The following is an 18,089-nucleotide window of genomic DNA, read 5'->3' as shown; positions in this document are numbered from 1 at the left end:
GTCAGTCAGGTCAGGTGGCCGGACGAGGAGAGCCGGCTTATGGCGGCCAGCGGCACCGGCAGCCAGTCGGGGCGGTGCCGGGCCTCGTACACCACCTCGTAGATCGCCTTGTCCGTCTCGTAGGCGCGCAGCAGCACCGGGTCGGTGCGCGGATCGCGGCCGGAGGCCTCCGCGTAGCCGGAGCAGTAGGCGGACCGGCACGTCTCGGCCCAGTCCGGGTGGGGCGGATCGGCCGAGCGGGCCGCGTAGTCGAAGGACCGCAGCATGCCGGCGACGTCCCGCACCGCCGGCTGCGGCATACGCCGCTCGGGCAGGGGCCGGGCCGGCTCGCCCTCGAAGTCGATCAGCCACCACTCGCCGGAGGGGGAACGCAGGCACTGCCCGAGATGCAGATCGCCGTGCACGCGCTGCGCGGTCCAGGTGCGGCCCTCGGCGGCCAGATCGCCCAGCGCCGTGAACGCCGACCGCAGCCCGTCGGCGTAGGGCCGCAGCGCGGGCACCGCCTGGACGGCCGCCTCCAGCCGCTCGAGCATGCCGTCCACCATGAGCCGGAGCTGCATGTGACCGAGCGTGACCGTCGGCAGTGCGCGGGCCAGCGCCGTGTGCACCTCGGCGGTGGCCCGGCCCAGCGCCCGTGCCTCGGCGCCGAAGTCCTCGCCCTTGGCCAGCTCGCGCAACGCCAGCTCCCAGCCGTCGGAGGCGCCCTGCACGAACGGCTGGAGCACCCCCAGCACATACGGCTGGCCGGCGACGTCCGCCGGGCCCGCCGAGATCACCGGGTCCGCCGTGGGGTCGATGTCCGCGACCATCCAGGCCGTGGGCGCGGGCACCCGGGGGCAGTCCTCGCGGGCCAGTGCCAGCGGCAGCTCCAGATCGGGGTTGACCCCGGGCACGATCCGGCGCAGCAGCTTGAGGATGAACGTATCTCCGTAGACGACGGACGAGTTGGACTGCTCCGCGGTCACCACGCGCGGCACCAGCCCGGACCGGATGTCCTGGCCGAGGTCCCGCTCGAAGCGGAGCCTGCCGATCCGGGCCTGGGTGCGCAACGCCTCCAGGAGCAGCTCGGCGGGCCTGGGGTCGTGCAGGGCGTCGTAGACCGTACGGCCGGCCAGCGGCCCCGTCGCCACGTGTCCGATCAGCGCGGGCGCCAGCCGAGGCGGCAGCGCCTCGCGCACGCCTATCAGGAGCTGGTAGCAGTCGCCGGGATGGCCGGGCGCGCCGGAGGACGGCACGAGCGGCTGATGGGCGCGGACCAGCAGGTGGTACAGACCGAGCTTGGCACTTGCGGGGAGCAGCTCGGTGGCCTCGACCAGCGTGAACCCGGTGACCGGACGGCCCTTGCCGGCGAACCAGCGCTGCCGTGGCAGCCATTCCCGCAGCAGTGGATCGAGGGAGGCGAGAAGGCCGGGCGGGGTGGTGACGGTGCGTGTGACGGCTTCCGACATGACGTCGCGTCCTTTCACCCATGTGTGATGCGTCACCGGGTGGGGTGTCCTTCATGCGTGCCCCGGGCGGGGCAGGAGAAACGCCCCGCCGCGGGGGATTGGCGGCCTGCCCCGCGGATCAGGCCTCAGCAGGCCGTGCCGGGCCTCACGCGGCCCTCATACGGTGTCCCCGCGGAGCCGGAACCAGTAGAAACCGTGGCCCGCCAGGGTCAGGAGGTACGGCAGCTCGCCGATGGCCGGGAAGCGCACCCCGCCGAACAGCTCCACCGGGTGCCGCCCCTCGAAGGCGCTCAGATCCAGCTCCGTGGGCTGGGCGAACCTGGAGAAGTTGTTCACGCACAGCACCAGGTCGTCCTCGTACTCCCTGAGGAACGCCAGTACCGCGGGGTTGGAGGAGGGCAGCTCGGTGTACGTGCCGAGTCCGAACGCGGGATTCTGCTTGCGGATCTCGATCATGCGGCGGGTCCAGTGCAGCAGCGACGAAGGCGAGGACATCGAGGCCTCGACGTTCGTGACCTGGTAGCCGTAGACCGGGTCCATGATCGTCGGCAGGGACAGCCGCCCCGGGTCACAGGACGAGAAGCCCGCATTGCGGTCGGGCGTCCACTGCATCGGCGTGCGCACCGCGTCCCGGTCGCCGAGCCAGATGTTGTCGCCCATGCCGATCTCGTCGCCGTAGTACAGGATCGGCGAGCCCGGAAGGGCCAGCAGCAGGGCCGTGAACAGCTCGATCTGGTTGCGGTCGTTGTCGAGCAGCGGGGCGAGACGACGCCGGATGCCGATGTTGGCGCGCATGCGGGGGTCCTTGGCGTACTCGGCCCACATGTAGTCGCGCTCTTCGTCGGTGACCATCTCCAGGGTCAGCTCGTCGTGGTTGCGCAGGAAGATGCCCCACTGGCAGTTCGAGGGGATGGCCGGGGTCTTGGCCAGGATCTCGGAGACCGGGTAGCGGGACTCGCGTCGTACGGCCATGAAGATGCGCGGCATGACCGGGAAGTGGAAGGCCATGTGGCACTCGTCGCCGCCGCTCGGGTAGTCGCCGAAGTAGTCGACGACGTCCTCCGGCCACTGGTTGGCCTCGGCGAGCAGCACGGTGTCCGGGTACTGGGCGTCGATCTCCTTGCGCACCCGCTTCAGGAAGTCGTGTGTCTCCGGGAGGTTCTCGCAGTTGGTGCCCTCCTGCTGGTACAGGTACGGCACCGCGTCCAGCCGGAACCCGTCGATGCCCAGGTCCAGCCAGAACTTCAGCGCGGAGATCATCTCGTCCTGCACGGCCGGGTTCTCGTAGTTGAGGTCCGGCTGGTGGGAGAAGAAACGATGCCAGTAGTACTGCTTGCGGACCGGGTCGAAGGTCCAGTTGGAGGCCTCGGTGTCGACGAAGATGATGCGCGCGTCCGGGAACTGCTTGTCGTCGTCGGCCCACACGTAGTAGTCGCCGTAGGGCCCGTCGGGGTCCTTCCGTGACTCCTGGAACCAGGGGTGCTGGTCGCTGGTGTGGTTCATGACGAAGTCGATGATCACGCGCATGCCGCGCTGGTGGGCGGCGTCGACGAACTCCACGAAGTCGGCGAGGTCGCCGAACTCCGGGAGCACGGCCGTGTAGTCGGAGACGTCGTAGCCGCCGTCGCGCAGGGGCGACTTGAAGAACGGTGGCAGCCACAGGCAGTCGACGCCGAGCCACTGGAGGTAGTCGAGCTTGGCGGTGATGCCCTTCAGGTCACCGACGCCGTCGCCGTTGCTGTCCTGGAACGAGCGGACGAGCACCTCGTAGAACACGGCGCGCTTGAACCACTCAGGGTCGCGGTCCCTGGCAGGAGTGTCCTCGAACGTGTCCGGAACGGGTTCGTTGACGATCATGTTGTGGGTGACCCTCCGATCTGCGGGGTGGACGGTCGCAGCACCGTGAAGACGTGCGCGGGGCTCCGGCCCGGTTCGAGACGCACGTAGTTGGACCTGCCCCAGTGATAGGTCTCGCCGGTGAGCTCGTCCCGCACCGGCACCGACTCGTGCCAGTCCAGGCCGAGTTGCGGCATGTCCAACGAGACCGTCGCCTCCTGGGTGTGGTGGGGGTCGAGGTTGGCGACCACCAGAACCGTGTTCGAACCCTTCCGCTTCGAGTAGGCGATCACCGCCTCCTGGTCCGCGTCGTGGAAGTGGAGATCGCGCAGCTGCTGGAGGGCGGGGTTCTCCCGGCGGATGGTGTTGAGCCTGGTCAGCAGGGGGGTGAGGGTGTGTCCCTCGCGTTCGGCGGTGTCCCAGTCGCGGCGGGTGAGCTGGTACTTCTCCGAGTTGAGGTACTCCTCGCTGCCCTGCCTGAGGGGGGTGTTCTCGCACAGTTCGTAGCCGGAGTAGATGCCCCAGGTCGGGGAGAGGGTCGCGGCGAGGACGGCTCGGACCTCGAAGGCGGGGCGTCCGCCCTGCTGGAGGTAGGCGTGCAGGATGTCGGGGGTGTTGGCGAAGAAGTTCGGCCGCATGTAGGTCGCGGCCTCGCCGGAGAGTTCCGTGAGGTAGTCGGTCAGTTCCCGCTTGGTGTTGCGCCAGGTGAAGTAGGTGTAGGACTGCTGGAAGCCGATCTGGGCCAGGGTGGCCATCATGGCCGGGCGGGTGAAGGCCTCGGCCAGGAAGATCACGTCGGGGTCGGTGCGGTTGACGTCCGCGATGACCCGCTCCCAGAAGACGACCGGCTTGGTGTGCGGGTTGTCCACGCGGAAGATCCGCACGCCGCTGTCCATCCAGTGCCGCAGCACCCGCACGGTCTCGGCGATCAGGCCGTCCAGGTCGGCGTCGAAGGCGATGGGGTAGATGTCCTGGTACTTCTTCGGCGGGTTCTCGGCGTAGGCGATGGTGCCGTCGGGGCGGTGGTGGAACCACTCGGGGTGCTTCTGCACCCAGGGGTGGTCGGGGGAGCACTGCAGCGCGAAGTCGAGGGCCACCTCCATGCCCAGGTCCCGGGCCTGGTTCACGAACCAGGTGAAGTCCTCCAGGGTGCCCAGGGCGGGGTGGACGGCGTCGTGGCCGCCCTCGGGGGAGCCGATCGCCCAGGGCACGCCGACGTCGTCGGGGCCGGGGGAGAGGGTGTTGTTCTTGCCCTTGCGGAAGGTCGTGCCGATCGGGTGGATCGGGGGCAGATAGACGACGTCGAAGCCCATCGCGGCGATCGCCGGGAGGCGGCGGGCTGCGGTGCGGAACGTGCCGTGCGGCTGCTGCCGGGTTCCCTCGGAGCGGGGGAAGAACTCGTACCAGGAGCCGTACAGGGCCCGCTCCCGCTCCACCAGCAGCGGCAGGGGCTCGGAGGTGGTGACCAGGTCCCGCAGCGGATGCCGGGCCAGCACCTCCTCCACCTCAGGCGTCAACGCCGCCGCCAGCCGCGAGGCCGCCGGGCGGCTCTCGTCGCGCAGGGCGTCGACAGCGGCCAGGACCACGTCCCGCAGGGCGTCCTCCTCGGGTACGCCGCCGGCGGCCCGCTCGTAGAGGCGCGCGCCCTCCTCCAGGACGACGTCCGTGTCCATGCCGGCCGGGATCTTGATCTGCGCGTGGTGGCGCCAGGTGCCGACCGGGTCGCCCCACGCCTCCACGGTGAACGTCCACAGGCCGGGCTTCCCGGCGGTGACCGTGGCGCCCCACCGGTCCGTGCCGGGGGCCAGCTCCCGCAGGGGTGTCCATGGCCCGGGTCGGCCCTCGGGGTCCTTCAGGACGGCGTTGGCGGCGACCGCGTCGTGCCCCTCCCGGAACACGGTCGCCGAGATGTCGAAGGTCTCGCCGGTCACGGCCTTGGCCGGCCGGCGTCCGTGCTGGACGACCGGGCGGACATCGAGCACGGGTATGCGCCCGACGGCGGTCGCCTCGCCCACGGGGGGTGGTTGCGGGACCGGTGGACCGGCGTCGGCCGGGCGCACGGGGGGTGCCTCGCCGCCGGGCGCGTGCGCCCCGGTGCGGCGGGTCGGGGGTGGTGACGAAGGGTGCTTGGCGGGCATGACCGCTCCTGTCCGCGTCAACGTGGGTGGGCGGAGGTCTATGGGGAGGTGGGTCCTGCGTGGTGCTCCTGAGAGGGGTACCCGCAGGAGCCTTCCCACCCTATTCGGGTGGGCAATCCGGCACTTTGTTAACTACTCACGCGTATGTCGACACACAAGACCGGCCTCGTCCGCGACGGACGAGGCCGGCCCCTGTGTGTGGCTGCTCCTTCGCCCTACGGGTGCGGCACCCGCAGTAACTTGTCCGGCGAACCGATACCCCGGCCGGAGATCTTCCCGGTCGCCGCTCCAGCGGTCAGAGCCCTCCCGACCTGGGACGGAGTCGCTTTCGGATGATCGGCCAGATACAGCGCGGCCGCGCCCGCCGCGTGCGGAGACGCCATCGAGGTGCCCGAGAACGTGGCCCGCGCGGTGTCGCTCGCGGCGGCCGCGGAGGTGATTTCGACGCCCGGGGCGAAGAGATCGAGGGCCGGACCGTGGTTGGAGAAGGCCGGTTTTGTATCCCTGCGGTCGGTCGCGCCGACCGTGATCGCCTGCTGGACGCCGCCCGGGGAGTACAGCCCGGCCGGCCTGCCGTCGTTGCCCGCGGCGACCGTGTAGCTGACGCCGGAGGCGATGGAGGCGCGGACGGCGGCGTCCAGCCGGTCGTTGCGCGGGCCGCCCAGACTGAGGTTGGCGACCGCGGGCTTCCTCGCGTGCCGGGTCACCCAGTCGATCCCGGCGATCACCCGGGCCGTGGTGCCCGCGCCCGCCGCGTCCAGGACGCGTACGGAGACGATCCGGGCCTTCCCGGCGACGCCGTGCGTCTTCCCGGCGACCGTGCCGGCCACGTGCGTGCCGTGGCCGTTGGCGTCCGCCGCGACCTTGTCGTTCCCCACGAAGTCCCAGCCGTGGCTCGCCCGGCCCCCGAAGTCCCGGTGGGTGGTCCGGACGCCGGTGTCGATCACGTAGACCGTCACCCCGGCACCCGCCGACTCGGGCGGGGTGTAGCTCCGGTCCAGGGGCAGACTCGGCTGGTCGACGCGGTCCAGCCCCCAGGACGCCGGGGTCCGCTGTGCCCGGTCCAGCCGTACGCGGGTGTCCTGCACGACCGAGGCGACCCGGGGATCGGCGGCGAGCCGCGCGGCCTGTCTCGCGTTCGCCCTGATCGCGTAGCCGTTCAGGACCGTGCCGTAGGTGTGGCTTATGTCCACCCCGTAGGTCTCGGCCAGGCTCCTTCCGGCCCCCGAGGGTGCCCGCGTGCCCTCCTTCAGTGTCACCAGATAGCTGCCGTGCACGGAGCCGGGTCCTCCGGCGCCGAGTATCCGCCCTTCCGGTACGGCGTGCGCGGGCAGGGTGATGGCCGAAAACACCGCGGCGGAGATCGCCGCGGCCAGGCCCCCCGTCCAGCGCGGGCGCCGTGTACGCGTCCGTGCCATGGTCCGAGTTCCCCTCCTCGACTCGGCGTACGGCGGCCGTGCGACGCCGCGTGCGGCGGGCGCGGGCCGGTACGCCAGAGGCAGCCTCTCGTGACGCGTGAAACACCACAAGGACGCCTATGGGGGTGGAATCGGCCATATCCGTGAATGGTGCTGTTCAGGCCGATCGGGGGTCCGACGGCGGAGCCTCAGCGGCGGCGGCACATCCGCCGGTACTGTCGGTAGGAGACGTCGATGAAGCCCTGTGTCAAAGCCCTGCGTCAACCAGCGAACGCGCCGAGGTGGAACCCGTGAAGGCGATCCGTCGATTCACCGTCCGACCCGTTCTCCCCGACCCCCTCCGGCCGATCGGCGATCTGGCCCGCAATCTGCGGTGGTCGTGGCACACGGAGACCCGTGACCTCTTCCAGTCCGTCGACCCCGAGCGCTGGGCCGCCTCCGGGCGCGACCCGGTCCGGCTGCTGGGCAGCGTGCCGCCCGCGCGGCTCGCGGCCCTGGCCGAGGACCGCCGGTTCCTGCGCCGCCTCGCCTCGGTCGCGGGCGATCTGCACGACTACATGACCGGCGACCGCTGGTACCAGGCCCAGCCCGAGGAACTTCCCGCCGCGATCGCCTACTTCTCACCCGAGTTCGGCGTCACGGCCGCCCTGCCGCAGTACTCCGGCGGCCTCGGCATCCTGGCCGGCGACCATCTGAAGGCCGCCAGCGACCTGGGCGTACCCCTGATCGGCGTAGGGCTGCTCTACCGGCACGGCTACTTCCGCCAGACCCTCTCCCGGGACGGCTGGCAGCAGGAGCACTACCCCGTCCTCGACCCGAACGAGCTGCCCCTGGTCCTCCTGGAGGAGCCCGACGGCACCCCCGCCCAGGTCGCACTCGCCCTGCCCGGCGGCAAGCAGCTGCGCGCCCGGATCTGGCTGGCGCAGGTCGGCCGGGTCCCGCTGCTGATGCTGGACTCGGACGTCGAGGAGAACGACCTCGGCGAGCGCGGTGTGACCGACCGGCTCTACGGCGGCGGCAGCGAGCACCGGCTGCTGCAGGAGATGCTGCTGGGGATAGGAGGTGTGCGGGCGGTCCGGACGTACTGCCGGCTGACCGGGCACCCCGCTCCGGAGGTGTTCCACACCAACGAGGGGCACGCCGGGTTCCTCGGTCTGGAGCGGATCGCCGAACTCTGCGCGGCGGGCTCGGACTTCGACGCGGCGCTGGAGGCGGTCCGCTCCGGGACGGTCTTCACCACCCACACCCCGGTCCCGGCCGGCATCGACCGCTTCGACCGCGAGCTGGTCGCCCGCCACTTCGGCCCCGACGCGGAGCTGCCCCGCATCGACGTCCAGCGCGTCCTGCGGCTCGGCATGGAGACCTACCCCGGCGGGGAGCCCAACCTGTTCAACATGGCCGTGATGGGCCTGCGCCTGGCCCAGCGCGCCAACGGCGTCTCCCTGCTGCACGGCAATGTCAGCCGCGAGATGTTCTCCGGCCTGTGGCCCGGCTTCGACGCCGACGAGGTGCCGATCACGTCCGTGACCAACGGGGTGCACGCGCCCACCTGGGTCGCCCCGGAGGTGTTCCGGCTCGGCGCCCGGCAGATCGGCGTGCAGCGCGCCGAGGACGCGCTGACCGTCGGCGGCTCGGAACGCTGGGACTCGGTGGCGGACATCCCCGACCAGGAGATCTGGGAGCTGCGCCGGGGCCTGCGCGAGCAGCTCGTGACCGAGGTGCGCGAGCGGCTGCGGGCCTCCTGGCGGCAGCGCGGCGCCGGTACGGCCGAGCTGGGCTGGATCGACGGCGTGCTCGACCCGGACGTCCTCACCATCGGCTTCGCCCGGCGCGTCCCCTCGTACAAGCGTTTGACGCTGATGCTGCGCGACCGTGACCGGCTGATGGACCTGCTGCTGCACTCCGAGCGGCCGGTCCAGATCGTCGTGGCGGGCAAGGCGCACCCCGCCGACGACGGTGGGAAGCGGCTGGTGCAGGAACTGGTGCGGTTCGCGGACGACCCGCGCGTGCGGCACCGGCTGGTGTTCCTGCCCGACTACGGCATGGCCATGGCGCAGAAGCTGTACCCGGGCTGTGACATCTGGCTGAACAATCCGCTCCGGCCGCTGGAGGCCTGCGGCACGTCCGGCATGAAGGCGGCGCTCAACGGTTGTCTCAATCTGTCCGTCCTCGACGGGTGGTGGGACGAGTGGTTCCAGCCCGACTTCGGCTGGGCCATCCCCACGGCCGACGGTGTCGGGACCGACCCGGACCGCCGCGACGACATAGAGGCCGCGGCGCTGTACGACCTGCTGGAGCAGCGGGTGACGCCCCGCTTCTACGAGCGCGGCCGCAGCGGGCTGCCCGACCGCTGGATCGAGATGGTCCGCCGGACCCTGAGCCTGCTCGGGCCGAAGGTGCTGGCCGGGCGCATGGTCCGCGAGTACGTCGAGCGGCTCTACGCGCCGGCGGCCCTCGCGCATCGCTCGATGGGGCCGGACCCCGCGCGTGAGCTCGCCGAGTGGAAGGGCAGGGTGCGGGCCGCCTGGCCTGGGGTCACCGTCGACCATGTGGAGACGTCGGTGTCGGAGGCGCTGGCGGAGCTGGGTACGACGCTGGGGCTTCGGGTGCGGGTCGGGCTCGGGGATCTCGGGCCGGATGATGTCGAGGTTCAGGTGGTGTCGGGGCGGGTGGACGAGGAGGACCGGATCGGGGATGCGGCGGTTGTGTCCCTGAAGCCGGTCGGGTCCCCCGGGGAGGACGGGCGGTGGGTGTATGAAGGGGCCTTGTCGCTGGATCGCACCGGGCCTTTTGGGTACACGGTGCGGATCCTGCCGGCTCACCGGCTGCTCGCCTCCAGTGCGGAGTTGGGCTTGGTGGCCGGGCCTTCTGAGGAGCTGGTCTCGGCTGCGGGGTTGTTGATGCGGTGAGTTCGCCGTCTGCGGGCGCGTGGGGGCTGGTCGCGCCCACGCGGCGGAGCCGCAAACAGATACAGCCCCGCGCCCCTAGGTGCGCGCGGCGGAGTAGCAAATAGATACAGCCCCGCGCCCCTAGGTGCCGTCACCACCCTGCGTTGCGATGTTCCGTAGGACTGTGCCGCAGCGGCGGGCATACGCGTGCTGGAACCCCCTGGTCGCCGGGCCGCCCGCCCTCGCGTACCACTTGGCCGCGCGGCTGAACGCGTTCACCGTCAGCCACACCGTGCCGTCTCCCGTGCGGTCGACCACGAAGGACTCCTCGCCGCTCTCCGGGTGGCCAGGCAAGGTGCCGTAGGCCCAGCCCGCCCTGCGGGGTTCCTCCAGGGTCCACACCACGCGGCAGGGGGCCTTGATCATGCCGGCGAGGGTGACGGTGACGTCGACGCCGGGGGCGGCTCGCTCCGCGCTCGCGTCCAGGCCGACGCCCATGGCCCGGTGCATCTCCCAGGTGAGCACCGCCTCCGAGGCCCGTTGGAAGACCTCCTCGCCCTCCCCCAGGCGGGTGCGCACGTTCATGGGGTGGAAGCCCGGCGGGCAGAAGTGCTCCTCGCGGGTGGCGCCGACATCGGCGTAGGTGAAGTCCTCCGAAGACATGGTCCCCAAGAGTAGGGCGGTACCCGGAGCCGCCGTGGCTCCGGGTACCGCCCGTGGGTCGTCCTTCGGTCAGCCGACGTTGACCGCGGACCAGGCGGCGGCGACCGTCTTGTACTCGGTGCTGCTCGCGCCGTAGAGCGCCGAGGCCGCGTTCAGGGTCGCCGTGCGGGCCTGCGCGTACTTGGTCGTCGACGTCATGTACGTCGTCAGCGCCTTGTACCAGATCTGCAGCGCCTTGGTGCGGCCGATGCCGGTGACCGTGGAGCCGTTGGAGGTGGGCGAGTTGTAGGTCACGCCGTTGATGGTCTTCGAGCCGCTGCCCTCGGACAGCAGGTAGAAGAAGTGGTTGGCGGGACCGGAGGAGTAGTGGACGTCCACGCCGCCGAGGCTGGAGGACCAGGCGTCCTTGGACGAGCCGTCCTTGCTGGGCTTGTCCATGTAGCGCAGCGGGCTGCCGTCGCCGTTGATGTCGATCTCCTCGCCGATGAGGTAGTCACCGACGTCGGAGGAGTTGTTCGCGTAGAACTCGGCGCCCGCGCCGAAGATGTCGCTGGTGGCCTCGTTCAGACCGCCGGACTCGCCGCTGTAGTTGAGGCCGGCCGTGGCCGACGTCAGACCGTGGCTCATCTCGTGGGCGGCCACGTCGAGCGAGGTCAGCGGGTTGGTGTTGCCCTCGCCGTCGCCGTAGGTCATGCAGAAGCAGCTGTCCGACCAGAAGGCGTTGACGTAGGCGTTGCCGTAGTGGACGCGTGAGTAGGCGGCCTTGCCGTCGTTGCGGATGCCGCTGCGGCCGAAGGCGCTCTTGTAGAAGTCCCAGGTCACCTGGGCGCCGTAGTGCGCGTCGGCGGCGGCGGTCTCCAGGTTGGACGGGTTGCCGGTGCCCCAGACGTCGTCCGCGCCGGAGAACAGGGTGCCGGTGCCGGAGGTGCCGCGGTTCAGGTTGTACGTCTTGTGGCCGCCGCGGGTGCTGTCCGTCAGGTTGTACGTCGACCCGGACTTGGTGGTCGTGAGGTCGACCTTGCCGCTGTACGTGGTGTTGCCGGTGCCGGTCTCGATGGCCTGGTGCTCGTAGAGCTTCTTGCCGGTGGCGGCGTCGGTGACGACGTGCAGCTCGTTCGGCGTGCCGTCCTCCTGGAGGCCGCCGACGACGGTCTCGTAGGCGAGCGTGGGCTTGCCGTCGGCGGCCCAGATCACCTTGCGGGGAGCGGAGTTCGCCTCGGTCTTCTCCGAGCCGGCCGCCTTGGCGAGCGTCACGGCCTGCTTCTCGGCCTTGGCGGCGGCGACCGCCGGCTTGAGGGAGGCGACCTTGATGGCGGCCTTCGTCGCTCTGGTCACGCCCTTGGCCGCGCCGGACTTCGACTCGTGCACGACGAGGTCGCCGCCGAGGACCGGCAGGCCCGCGTAGGTGCGCTCGTAGCGCGTGTGGACCGCGCCGTCGGCGTCCTTCACGACGTCCTTGACGACCAGCTTCTCCTGTTCGCCGAGGCCTATCTCGTCGGCGGTCTTCGGGGCGTCCGCCTGCTGCTCCTTGACGAGAGCCGTGCGGGCGGGCGCGGAGAGCAGGACGGGGGCGGCGGCGAGGACCGGCTTGGAGGAGGAGTCGGCGGCGACGCTGCTGCCGGAGGTCAGACCGGTGGTGAGCAGGGCGCCGGCGGCGACGGCGGTGGCGATGGCCAGGGTGGTGCGCTTGTGACGCGCGTAGAGGGGGGTCACACGAGCTCCTTGATGTGGGGGAACTGCTGGGGTGCTGTGCGGCGGGTGGGGGAAGAGTGGCACCAAGGGCGCGTACATGTCAGGAGTAACGCGTGATGTTGGCCGGAAATCGACGACAGTCCGACGGGTCCGGGCATGTGAAGCGGGCGCCGTCCCGGGGGAGTCGAACCCACCGGGGCGGCGCCCTGACTCAGAGGCCCGCCGGCCTACGGGAAGGTGAGCTTCCAGCTGTTGATGTAGCCGGTGTCGATGGCCGCGTTGTCCTGGACCCGCAGCTGCCAGGTGCCGTTGGCGACCTCGGAGGAGGCGTTCACCGTGTAGGTCTCGTTGATGTTGTCCGCGCTGCCGCCGGTGTTGTAGCCCTTCAGCGTGTACGCCGTGCCGTCGGGGGCGACCAGATCCACCTTGAGGTCACCGATGTAGGTGTGGACGATGTCCACGGCGACCTGGAGGTTGGCGGGCGCGTTGCCCGTCCGGCCGGTGACGGTGACCGGCGAGGTGACCGCCGCGCCCCGGTCCGGGATCGCCACGTCGGCGGCGTTCTCGAAGGACGTACCGCCGCCGCCCCCGTCGCCGGGACGGGTGCCGACGTTGATGCCCGCCCACGCGTGCTGGACCGCCTTGTACTCGGCGCTGTCGGTGCCGTAGAGCTCACCGGTCGCGGCGAGGGTGCCGGTGCGGGCGCCCGCGTAGTTGGTCGTCGAGGTGAACTTCGTGGTCAGCGCGCGGAACCAGATCTTCTCCGCCTTGTCCCGGCCGATGCCGGTGACCGGAAGCCCGTCCGAGGTGGCCGAGTTGTAGGTGACACCGTTGATCGTCTTGGTGCCGCTGCCCTCGCTCAGCAGGTAGAAGAAGTGGTTCGCCGGGCCCGAGGAGTAGTGCACGTCGATCGAGCCGATGCCGGAGTACCAGCTGTCCTTGGACGCGCCGTCCTTGCTCGGCTTGTCCATGTAGCGCAGCGGGGTCCCGTCGCCGTTGATGTTGATCTCCTCGCCGATGAGGTAGTCACCGACGTCGGAGGAGTTGTTCGCGTAGAACTCGACGGTCGAGCCGAAGATGTCGCTCGTCGCCTCGTTCAGACCGCCGGACTCGCCGCTGTAGTTGAGGCCCGCGGTGTTCGACGTCAGCCCGTGGGTCATCTCGTGGGCGGCCACGTCGATCGACGTCAGCGGGTTCGCGTTGCCCGAGCCGTCGCCGTACGTCATGCAGAAGCAGCTGTCCGACCAGAACGCGTTGACGTAGTTGTTGCCGTAGTGGACCCGGGAGTACGCGCCCACGCCGTCGCCCTTGATGCCGCTGCGGCCGTGCACGTTCTTGTAGTAGTCCCAGGTCAGCGCGGCCCCGTAGTGGGCGTCGGCGCCGGCCGACTCCAGGTTGGAGGGCGTGCCGTTGCCCCACACGTCGTCGGGGCCGGAGAAGAGGGTGCCGGTGCCGGAGGTGCCGCGGTTGAGGTTGTACGTCTTGTGGTTGCCGCGGGCGCCGTCGGTGAGGTTGTACGTCGACCCGGACTGGGTGGTGGTGAGGTCGACCGTGCCGCTGTAGACCGTGTTGCCGGTCCCGGTCTCGATGGCCTCCCACTCGTACAGCTTCGCGCCGGTGGTGGCGTCGGTGACCACGTGCAGTTCCTGCGGGGTGCCGTCGTGCTGGAAGCCGCCGACGACCGTCTCGTACGCCACGACCGGCTTGCCGCTCGCGGCCCAGATCACCTTGCGGGGCTCGCGGTTGATGTCCGGGCTCTTGGCCTCGTCGGCCTTCCCCGCGGTCAGGGCCTGCTGCCGGGCCTTGGCGACGGACACCGCCGTCTTCGTCGTGGCGGGCTTGATCGCGGCGCGGGTGGCCTTGGTGACGGCCGCGGTGGCGTCCGCCTTCGTGCTCTCGACGACCAGGTCGCCGCCGAGGACGGGCAGGCCCGCGTAGGTGCGCTCGTAGCGCGTGTGCACGGTGCCGTCGCGGTCCTTCAGGACATCGCGGACGACCAGCTTCTCCTGGGCGCCGAGGCCCAGGTCCTTCGCGGTCTCGGCCTTGCCCGCGTTCGCCTCCCGGATCAGGGCGGCGCGCTGGGCGGGGGTGAGTTTGACCGATTCCGAGCCCGGCTTCGCCTTGCTCGCGGCCGCCGGTGCCCTGTCCTCCGGGGCCGCGGTGGCGGTGCCGGCCTGGACGGCGGTGGCGATCAGCGCGGCGACGCCGGCGAGGGCCACGGCCGCGGTACGGCGAGGGGTGTGGGGAGTGCGTCTGTGGGAGGTGCCTCTGTGCGAGGAACTGCTTCTCAACACGGACTCCTTCTGCATGGCCGGGGGTCGCCCGGCCTGGGGAGGTGGAGGTGTTGCAGTGGGGTTTCTGTGGAGCAGTCGTGGGAAGCGTGGCAGGGGAGTGCGCTTTCTGTCAGGACCGCGTCAACAGTATGGCCGGAAAGGGTTCGTTGACCGGAAGTTCATGTTCGTTATACGGACTCTTGCGGTCCGGACCCTTCCCGGCCCTCGGGCAGGTCCCCGTGCCAGGAGTGCCACAGGGCCGCGTACGCCCCGTCGGCCGCCACCAGCTCGTCGTGCGTGCCGAGTTCGGTCAGCAGGCCGTCCTCCATCACCGCGACCCGGTCGGCGTCGTGCGCGGTGTGCAGCCGGTGGGCGACGGCGATGACGGTGCGCCCCTCGAGGACGGCGGCCAGGGCGCGCTCGGTGTGCCGGGCGGTCGTCGGGTCGAGCAGGGCGGTCGCCTCGTCCAGGATCAGCGTGTGCGGATCCGCCAGCACCACCCGGGCGAGGGCGAGTTGCTGGGCCTGCGAGCCGTCGGTGCGGCAACCGCCCAGGCCCAGCCGGGTGTCCAGGCCCTCCGGAAGCTCCCGCACCCAGGTGTCGGCGCCGACCACGGCCAGCGCGTCCCACAACTGCGCGGTGCTCGCGGCCGGTTCGGCGATCCGCAGGTTGTCACGGACCGAGCCGAGGAACACATGGTGCTCCTGGGTGACCAGGACGACCTGGCGGCGCAGCCGTTCCGGTCCGAGCCCGACCACGGGCACGCCGCCGACCGTCACCGCGCCGGCGGTCGGCGCGTCGATGCCCGCCATCAGCCGGCTCAGCGTGGTCTTGCCGGCCCCGGAGGGCCCGACCATGGCCAGCCGTTCCCCGGGCGTCACCGTCAGGTCGACGCCGCGCAGCACCTCGACACCCCCGTCGTAGGCGTAGCGCGCGCCGGTGACGTCGATGCGGTCGTCGGCCGGGTCGGGACACTCGCCCTCGCCGGGTGCGCGCGGAGCCAGGGCGAGCCCTTCCACCCGGGCGAAGGAGGCGCCGCCGGCCTGGAGTTGCTCGATCCGTACCAGGACCTCGTCCAGCGGCGCGCTCAACTGGTGCAGGTACAGCGCCGCCGCCACCACCGCTCCGAGGCTCATCGAGCCGGACGCGTGCAGCGCGCCGCCGACCACCAGCACTCCGGCGACCGGGAGGATGTACGACGTCTCCATCACCGGGAAGAACACCGAGCGCAGGAACAGCGTGTACAAGCGGGTGCGGCGGGAGGTCTCCAGAGCGTCCCGGCTCGCGGCCGTACGCCGCTCCTGGAGCCCGAACGCCTCCACCGTGCGTGCCCCGGCCGCCGTCGACGCCACGACCTCCGCGACGTCCGAGACGGCGGCGCCCTCGGCGAGATACCCGTCCCGGGCCCGGCGCAGATACCAGCGCAGCGCGATCCAGATCGGCGTCAGCGCCAGCACCGCGAGAGCGCCGAGCAGCGGGTCCATCAGGAACACCGCGGCGACCAGGAAGAGCGCCTGGACCAGGTTGACGAGCAGGACGGGACCCGCGTCGCGCAGGGTGTTGCCGACGGTCGTCACGTCCGCCGTCCCGCGTGCCGTCAGGTCACCGGTGCCGGCCCGCTCCACGACCGACGCGGGCAGGGTCAGGGCCCGGTCCACGAACCGCTCCCGCACCCGGGCCAGGGTCCGCTCCCCGAAGCGGTGCCCCACGTACCGGGCCCAGCGGGCCAGCAGTACCTGTGCCAGGGCAGACAGCAGGAGGAGCAGGGCCAGCCGGTCCACGGCGGCCGTCCCGCGCCCGGCCCGCACCTCGTCGATCATCCGGCCCAGCAGCCACGGCCCGGCCAGCGCGGCCACGGCCGCGAGGGCGTTCAGGCCGAGGACGACACCGAAGGCGCGGGCGTCGGCGCGCACGAGGCCGGCCAGGGCGCGCCGGACGTCGGCCCGTTCGGCGACCGGCAGGTGACCGTGGCTCATCCCACGACCTCCTCGGTGTCCCTCGCGACGAGGGCCCGGTAGCCGGGGTCGGTGGCGAGCAGTTCGTGATGGGTGCCGGAGGCTTCGACCTTGCCGTCCTTGAGGTAGTGGACGGTGTCCGTGCGGTCCAGGACGAGGGGCGAGGTGGTGGTCACGACCGTGGTGCGGCCTTCCCTCGCCGTCCGCAGCCGGGCTGCGACCGTGGCCTCGGTGTGGGCGTCCAGGGCTGAGGTGGGCTCGATGGCCAAGAGGACTTCCGGGTCGGTGAGGAGGGCTCTGGCCAGGCGGACGCGTTGGCGCTGGCCGCCGCTGAGGTTTCTGGCCTGGGCGTCCATGGGGGTGTCGAGGCCGTTCGGGAGTGACTGGATGATGTCATCGGCTGCGGCCGCGTGGAGCGCCTTCAGGGGGGCCATGTCGGGTTGTTCGGCGGCCGCGGGTGCGTTGTGGTTGTTCGCGCAGTTCCCCGCGCCCCTTAGAGGCGGGGCGATCATGTCCTGCAGGGTTCCCGCGAACAGGTCGGACTCATGGTCGGCCACCAGGATGCGTGACCGGATCTGGTTCAGCGCGATGTCGTCGAGGCGAGTGTCGCCCCACGTCGCGTTCGACGGGGCGTAGCGGCCCAGGCGGTCCACCAGCGTCGTCGCGTCCGCCGGGTGTTCCGACACCAGGGCCGTCAGCCGGCCCGGCAGGATGCGGACCCCGGACTCCGGGTCGTACAGGGCGGACGGCTCCGACGGCGCGTCCAGCGTGCCCGTGTCGGCCATCGGCTCAAGGCGCAGGAACCGTACGACCCGGCGTGCGCACACCACGCCACGGCTGATCTGGTAGCCGCACTCGACCAGGAAGGCCACCGGCCACACCAGCACCGCCGCATAGCCGTAGACGGACACCAGCTGACCCACCGTGATGTCGCCCTGCGCCGCGAGCCGGGCCGCGAGCCAGGTCACCACCGCGAGAAAGAGGGTCGGCAGCCCGGCCCCCAGTGCCTGCACCCAGCTCGCCACCGCCCCCACCCGATACCCCTGCTCACGCAGCCGCCGTGAGTCCTGCCGGAAGGCGTCCGCCACCAGCTGCTTGCCGCCCAGGCCGGAGAGGACCCGCAGTCCGCCCGCGAGGTCGCCGATCCGCGCGGTCAGCACGCCCTGCCGCTCGCGGTACTCCGCCTCCGACCCCTGCAACCGGCCGAGCAACGGACCGACCAGCAGCGCGAGCACCGGAATGCCGAGCAGCACGACCAGCGCGACCACCCCCGAGACCGACACCAGCAGCACGGCGATCACCAGATACCCCACGACCGCGCCGACCCCGGGCCCCACGACCGTCAGCGACTGGCTGACCGTCTGCACATCGCCCACGCCGATCGTGACGACCTCCCCGGCGCCCGCCTGCCGCCGCAGGGAGGCGCCCAGTCGCACCGCCTGTCCTACGACCACCTTCACCGTGCGGAAGTTGGCGTCCATCCGCACCCGGGTCATCGTGCGGTGCCGCATGATGCTCAGCCAGGCGTTGAACGCGCCCACCGCGAACAGCGCCCCGCTCCACAGGGCCAGCGCGCCCATGTCGCCGGGCTCGAGACCGTCGTCGATCGCCCGGGACATCAGATACGGCGTGGCCGCCAGCAGCACCATCCACACGGTGCCGAACGTGGCCCCGGCCGCACACCGCCAGGGCTGCCGGGCGACCAGCCACCACAGGTAGCGGCCACCGCCACGGCGATCCGGTGTGCCGGGGTCCTCGTACGCGTCGATCATCCGCCC

General features: G+C 71.3%; 10 protein-coding genes. 1 reads left to right on the top strand and 9 read right to left on the bottom strand.

The features are described from left to right. Nucleotides 1–5 precede the first annotated feature (5 nt). From ACZ6I3_RS36750 to ACZ6I3_RS36735, 4 genes are all read right to left on the bottom strand, one after another. Nucleotides 6–1,448: a maltokinase N-terminal cap-like domain-containing protein gene (locus tag ACZ6I3_RS36750; protein WP_469420686.1), complete on the bottom strand. Its 1,443-nt coding sequence runs from the start codon at nucleotides 1,446–1,448 to the stop codon at nucleotides 6–8. Nucleotides 1,449–1,604: 156 nt separating this feature from the next. Further along, entirely contained in the window at nucleotides 1,605–3,305 is a 1,701-nt protein-coding gene (gene treS / locus ACZ6I3_RS36745) for a maltose alpha-D-glucosyltransferase (protein ID WP_469420685.1), read from the bottom strand. Beyond that, a complete protein-coding gene (locus tag ACZ6I3_RS36740; RefSeq protein ID WP_469420684.1) occupies nucleotides 3,302–5,422 on the bottom strand; it encodes an alpha-1,4-glucan--maltose-1-phosphate maltosyltransferase in 2,121 nt (706 codons plus the stop codon). Before ACZ6I3_RS36740 ends, treS begins: the two co-directional genes overlap by 4 nt. Nucleotides 5,423–5,637: 215 nt before the next feature. After that, complete coding sequence (locus ACZ6I3_RS36735; RefSeq protein WP_469420683.1) at nucleotides 5,638–6,840, bottom strand: S8 family peptidase; 1,203 nt, start codon at nucleotides 6,838–6,840, stop codon at nucleotides 5,638–5,640. Nucleotides 6,841–7,130: 290 nt separating this feature from the next. Between ACZ6I3_RS36735 and ACZ6I3_RS36730 the strand changes: the two genes are divergently transcribed. After that, nucleotides 7,131–9,749 (top strand): glycosyltransferase family 1 protein, encoded by a 2,619-nt coding sequence (locus tag ACZ6I3_RS36730; protein ID WP_469420682.1) that lies wholly within the window; start codon nucleotides 7,131–7,133, stop codon nucleotides 9,747–9,749. Nucleotides 9,750–9,869: 120 nt separating this feature from the next. On the opposite strand, the gene ACZ6I3_RS36725 is transcribed toward ACZ6I3_RS36730, so the two are convergent. The 5 genes from ACZ6I3_RS36725 to ACZ6I3_RS36705 all read right to left on the bottom strand — a co-directional run bounded on the left by ACZ6I3_RS36725 (nucleotide 9,870) and on the right by ACZ6I3_RS36705 (nucleotide 18,083). Beyond that, nucleotides 9,870–10,391, bottom strand: a complete 522-nt coding sequence (locus ACZ6I3_RS36725) for a DUF1990 domain-containing protein (RefSeq protein ID WP_469420681.1) — start codon at nucleotides 10,389–10,391, stop codon at nucleotides 9,870–9,872. Between the two features lie 69 nt (nucleotides 10,392–10,460). Then, the gene (locus ACZ6I3_RS36720; protein ID WP_469420680.1) at nucleotides 10,461–12,104 is read right to left on the bottom strand and encodes a M4 family metallopeptidase; all 1,644 of its coding nucleotides are present in this window, start codon (nucleotides 12,102–12,104) and stop codon (nucleotides 10,461–10,463) included. A 206-nt stretch (nucleotides 12,105–12,310) separates the two neighbouring features. Further along, nucleotides 12,311–14,392 (bottom strand): M4 family metallopeptidase, encoded by a 2,082-nt coding sequence (locus ACZ6I3_RS36715; protein ID WP_469420679.1) that lies wholly within the window; start codon nucleotides 14,390–14,392, stop codon nucleotides 12,311–12,313. 152 nt (nucleotides 14,393–14,544) lie between these two features. Further along, entirely contained in the window at nucleotides 14,545–16,332 is a 1,788-nt protein-coding gene (locus ACZ6I3_RS36710; RefSeq protein WP_469420678.1) for an ABC transporter ATP-binding protein, read from the bottom strand. Continuing rightward, nucleotides 16,329–18,083 carry an ABC transporter ATP-binding protein gene (locus ACZ6I3_RS36705; RefSeq protein WP_469420677.1) on the bottom strand — a complete coding sequence of 585 codons (1,755 nt, stop codon included), beginning with the start codon at nucleotides 18,081–18,083 and terminating at the stop codon, nucleotides 16,329–16,331. The genes ACZ6I3_RS36710 and ACZ6I3_RS36705 overlap by 4 nt, the downstream gene beginning before the upstream one ends. Nucleotides 18,084–18,089 lie beyond the last annotated feature (6 nt).

The organism is Streptomyces sp. NPDC041940, from assembly GCF_055589465.1.
This window is presented reverse-complemented; position numbering and strand designations above follow the sequence as displayed.

Bases quoted from the DNA above. Each gene is read 5' to 3' on its own strand.
- ACZ6I3_RS36750 (WP_469420686.1), bottom strand. From the start codon at position 1,448: ATGTCGGAAGCCGTCACACGCACCGTCACCACCCCGCCCGGCCTTCTC.
- treS (WP_469420685.1), bottom strand. From the start codon at position 3,305: ATGATCGTCAACGAACCCGTTCCGGACACGTTCGAGGACACTCCTGCC.
- ACZ6I3_RS36740 (WP_469420684.1), bottom strand. From the start codon at position 5,422: ATGCCCGCCAAGCACCCTTCGTCACCACCCCCGACCCGCCGCACCGGG.
- ACZ6I3_RS36735 (WP_469420683.1), bottom strand. From the start codon at position 6,840: ATGGCACGGACGCGTACACGGCGCCCGCGCTGGACGGGGGGCCTGGCC.
- ACZ6I3_RS36725 (WP_469420681.1), bottom strand. From the start codon at position 10,391: ATGTCTTCGGAGGACTTCACCTACGCCGATGTCGGCGCCACCCGCGAG.
- ACZ6I3_RS36715 (WP_469420679.1), bottom strand. From the start codon at position 14,392: ATGCAGAAGGAGTCCGTGTTGAGAAGCAGTTCCTCGCACAGAGGCACC.
- ACZ6I3_RS36710 (WP_469420678.1), bottom strand. From the start codon at position 16,332: ATGAGCCACGGTCACCTGCCGGTCGCCGAACGGGCCGACGTCCGGCGC.
- ACZ6I3_RS36705 (WP_469420677.1), bottom strand. From the start codon at position 18,083: ATGATCGACGCGTACGAGGACCCCGGCACACCGGATCGCCGTGGCGGT.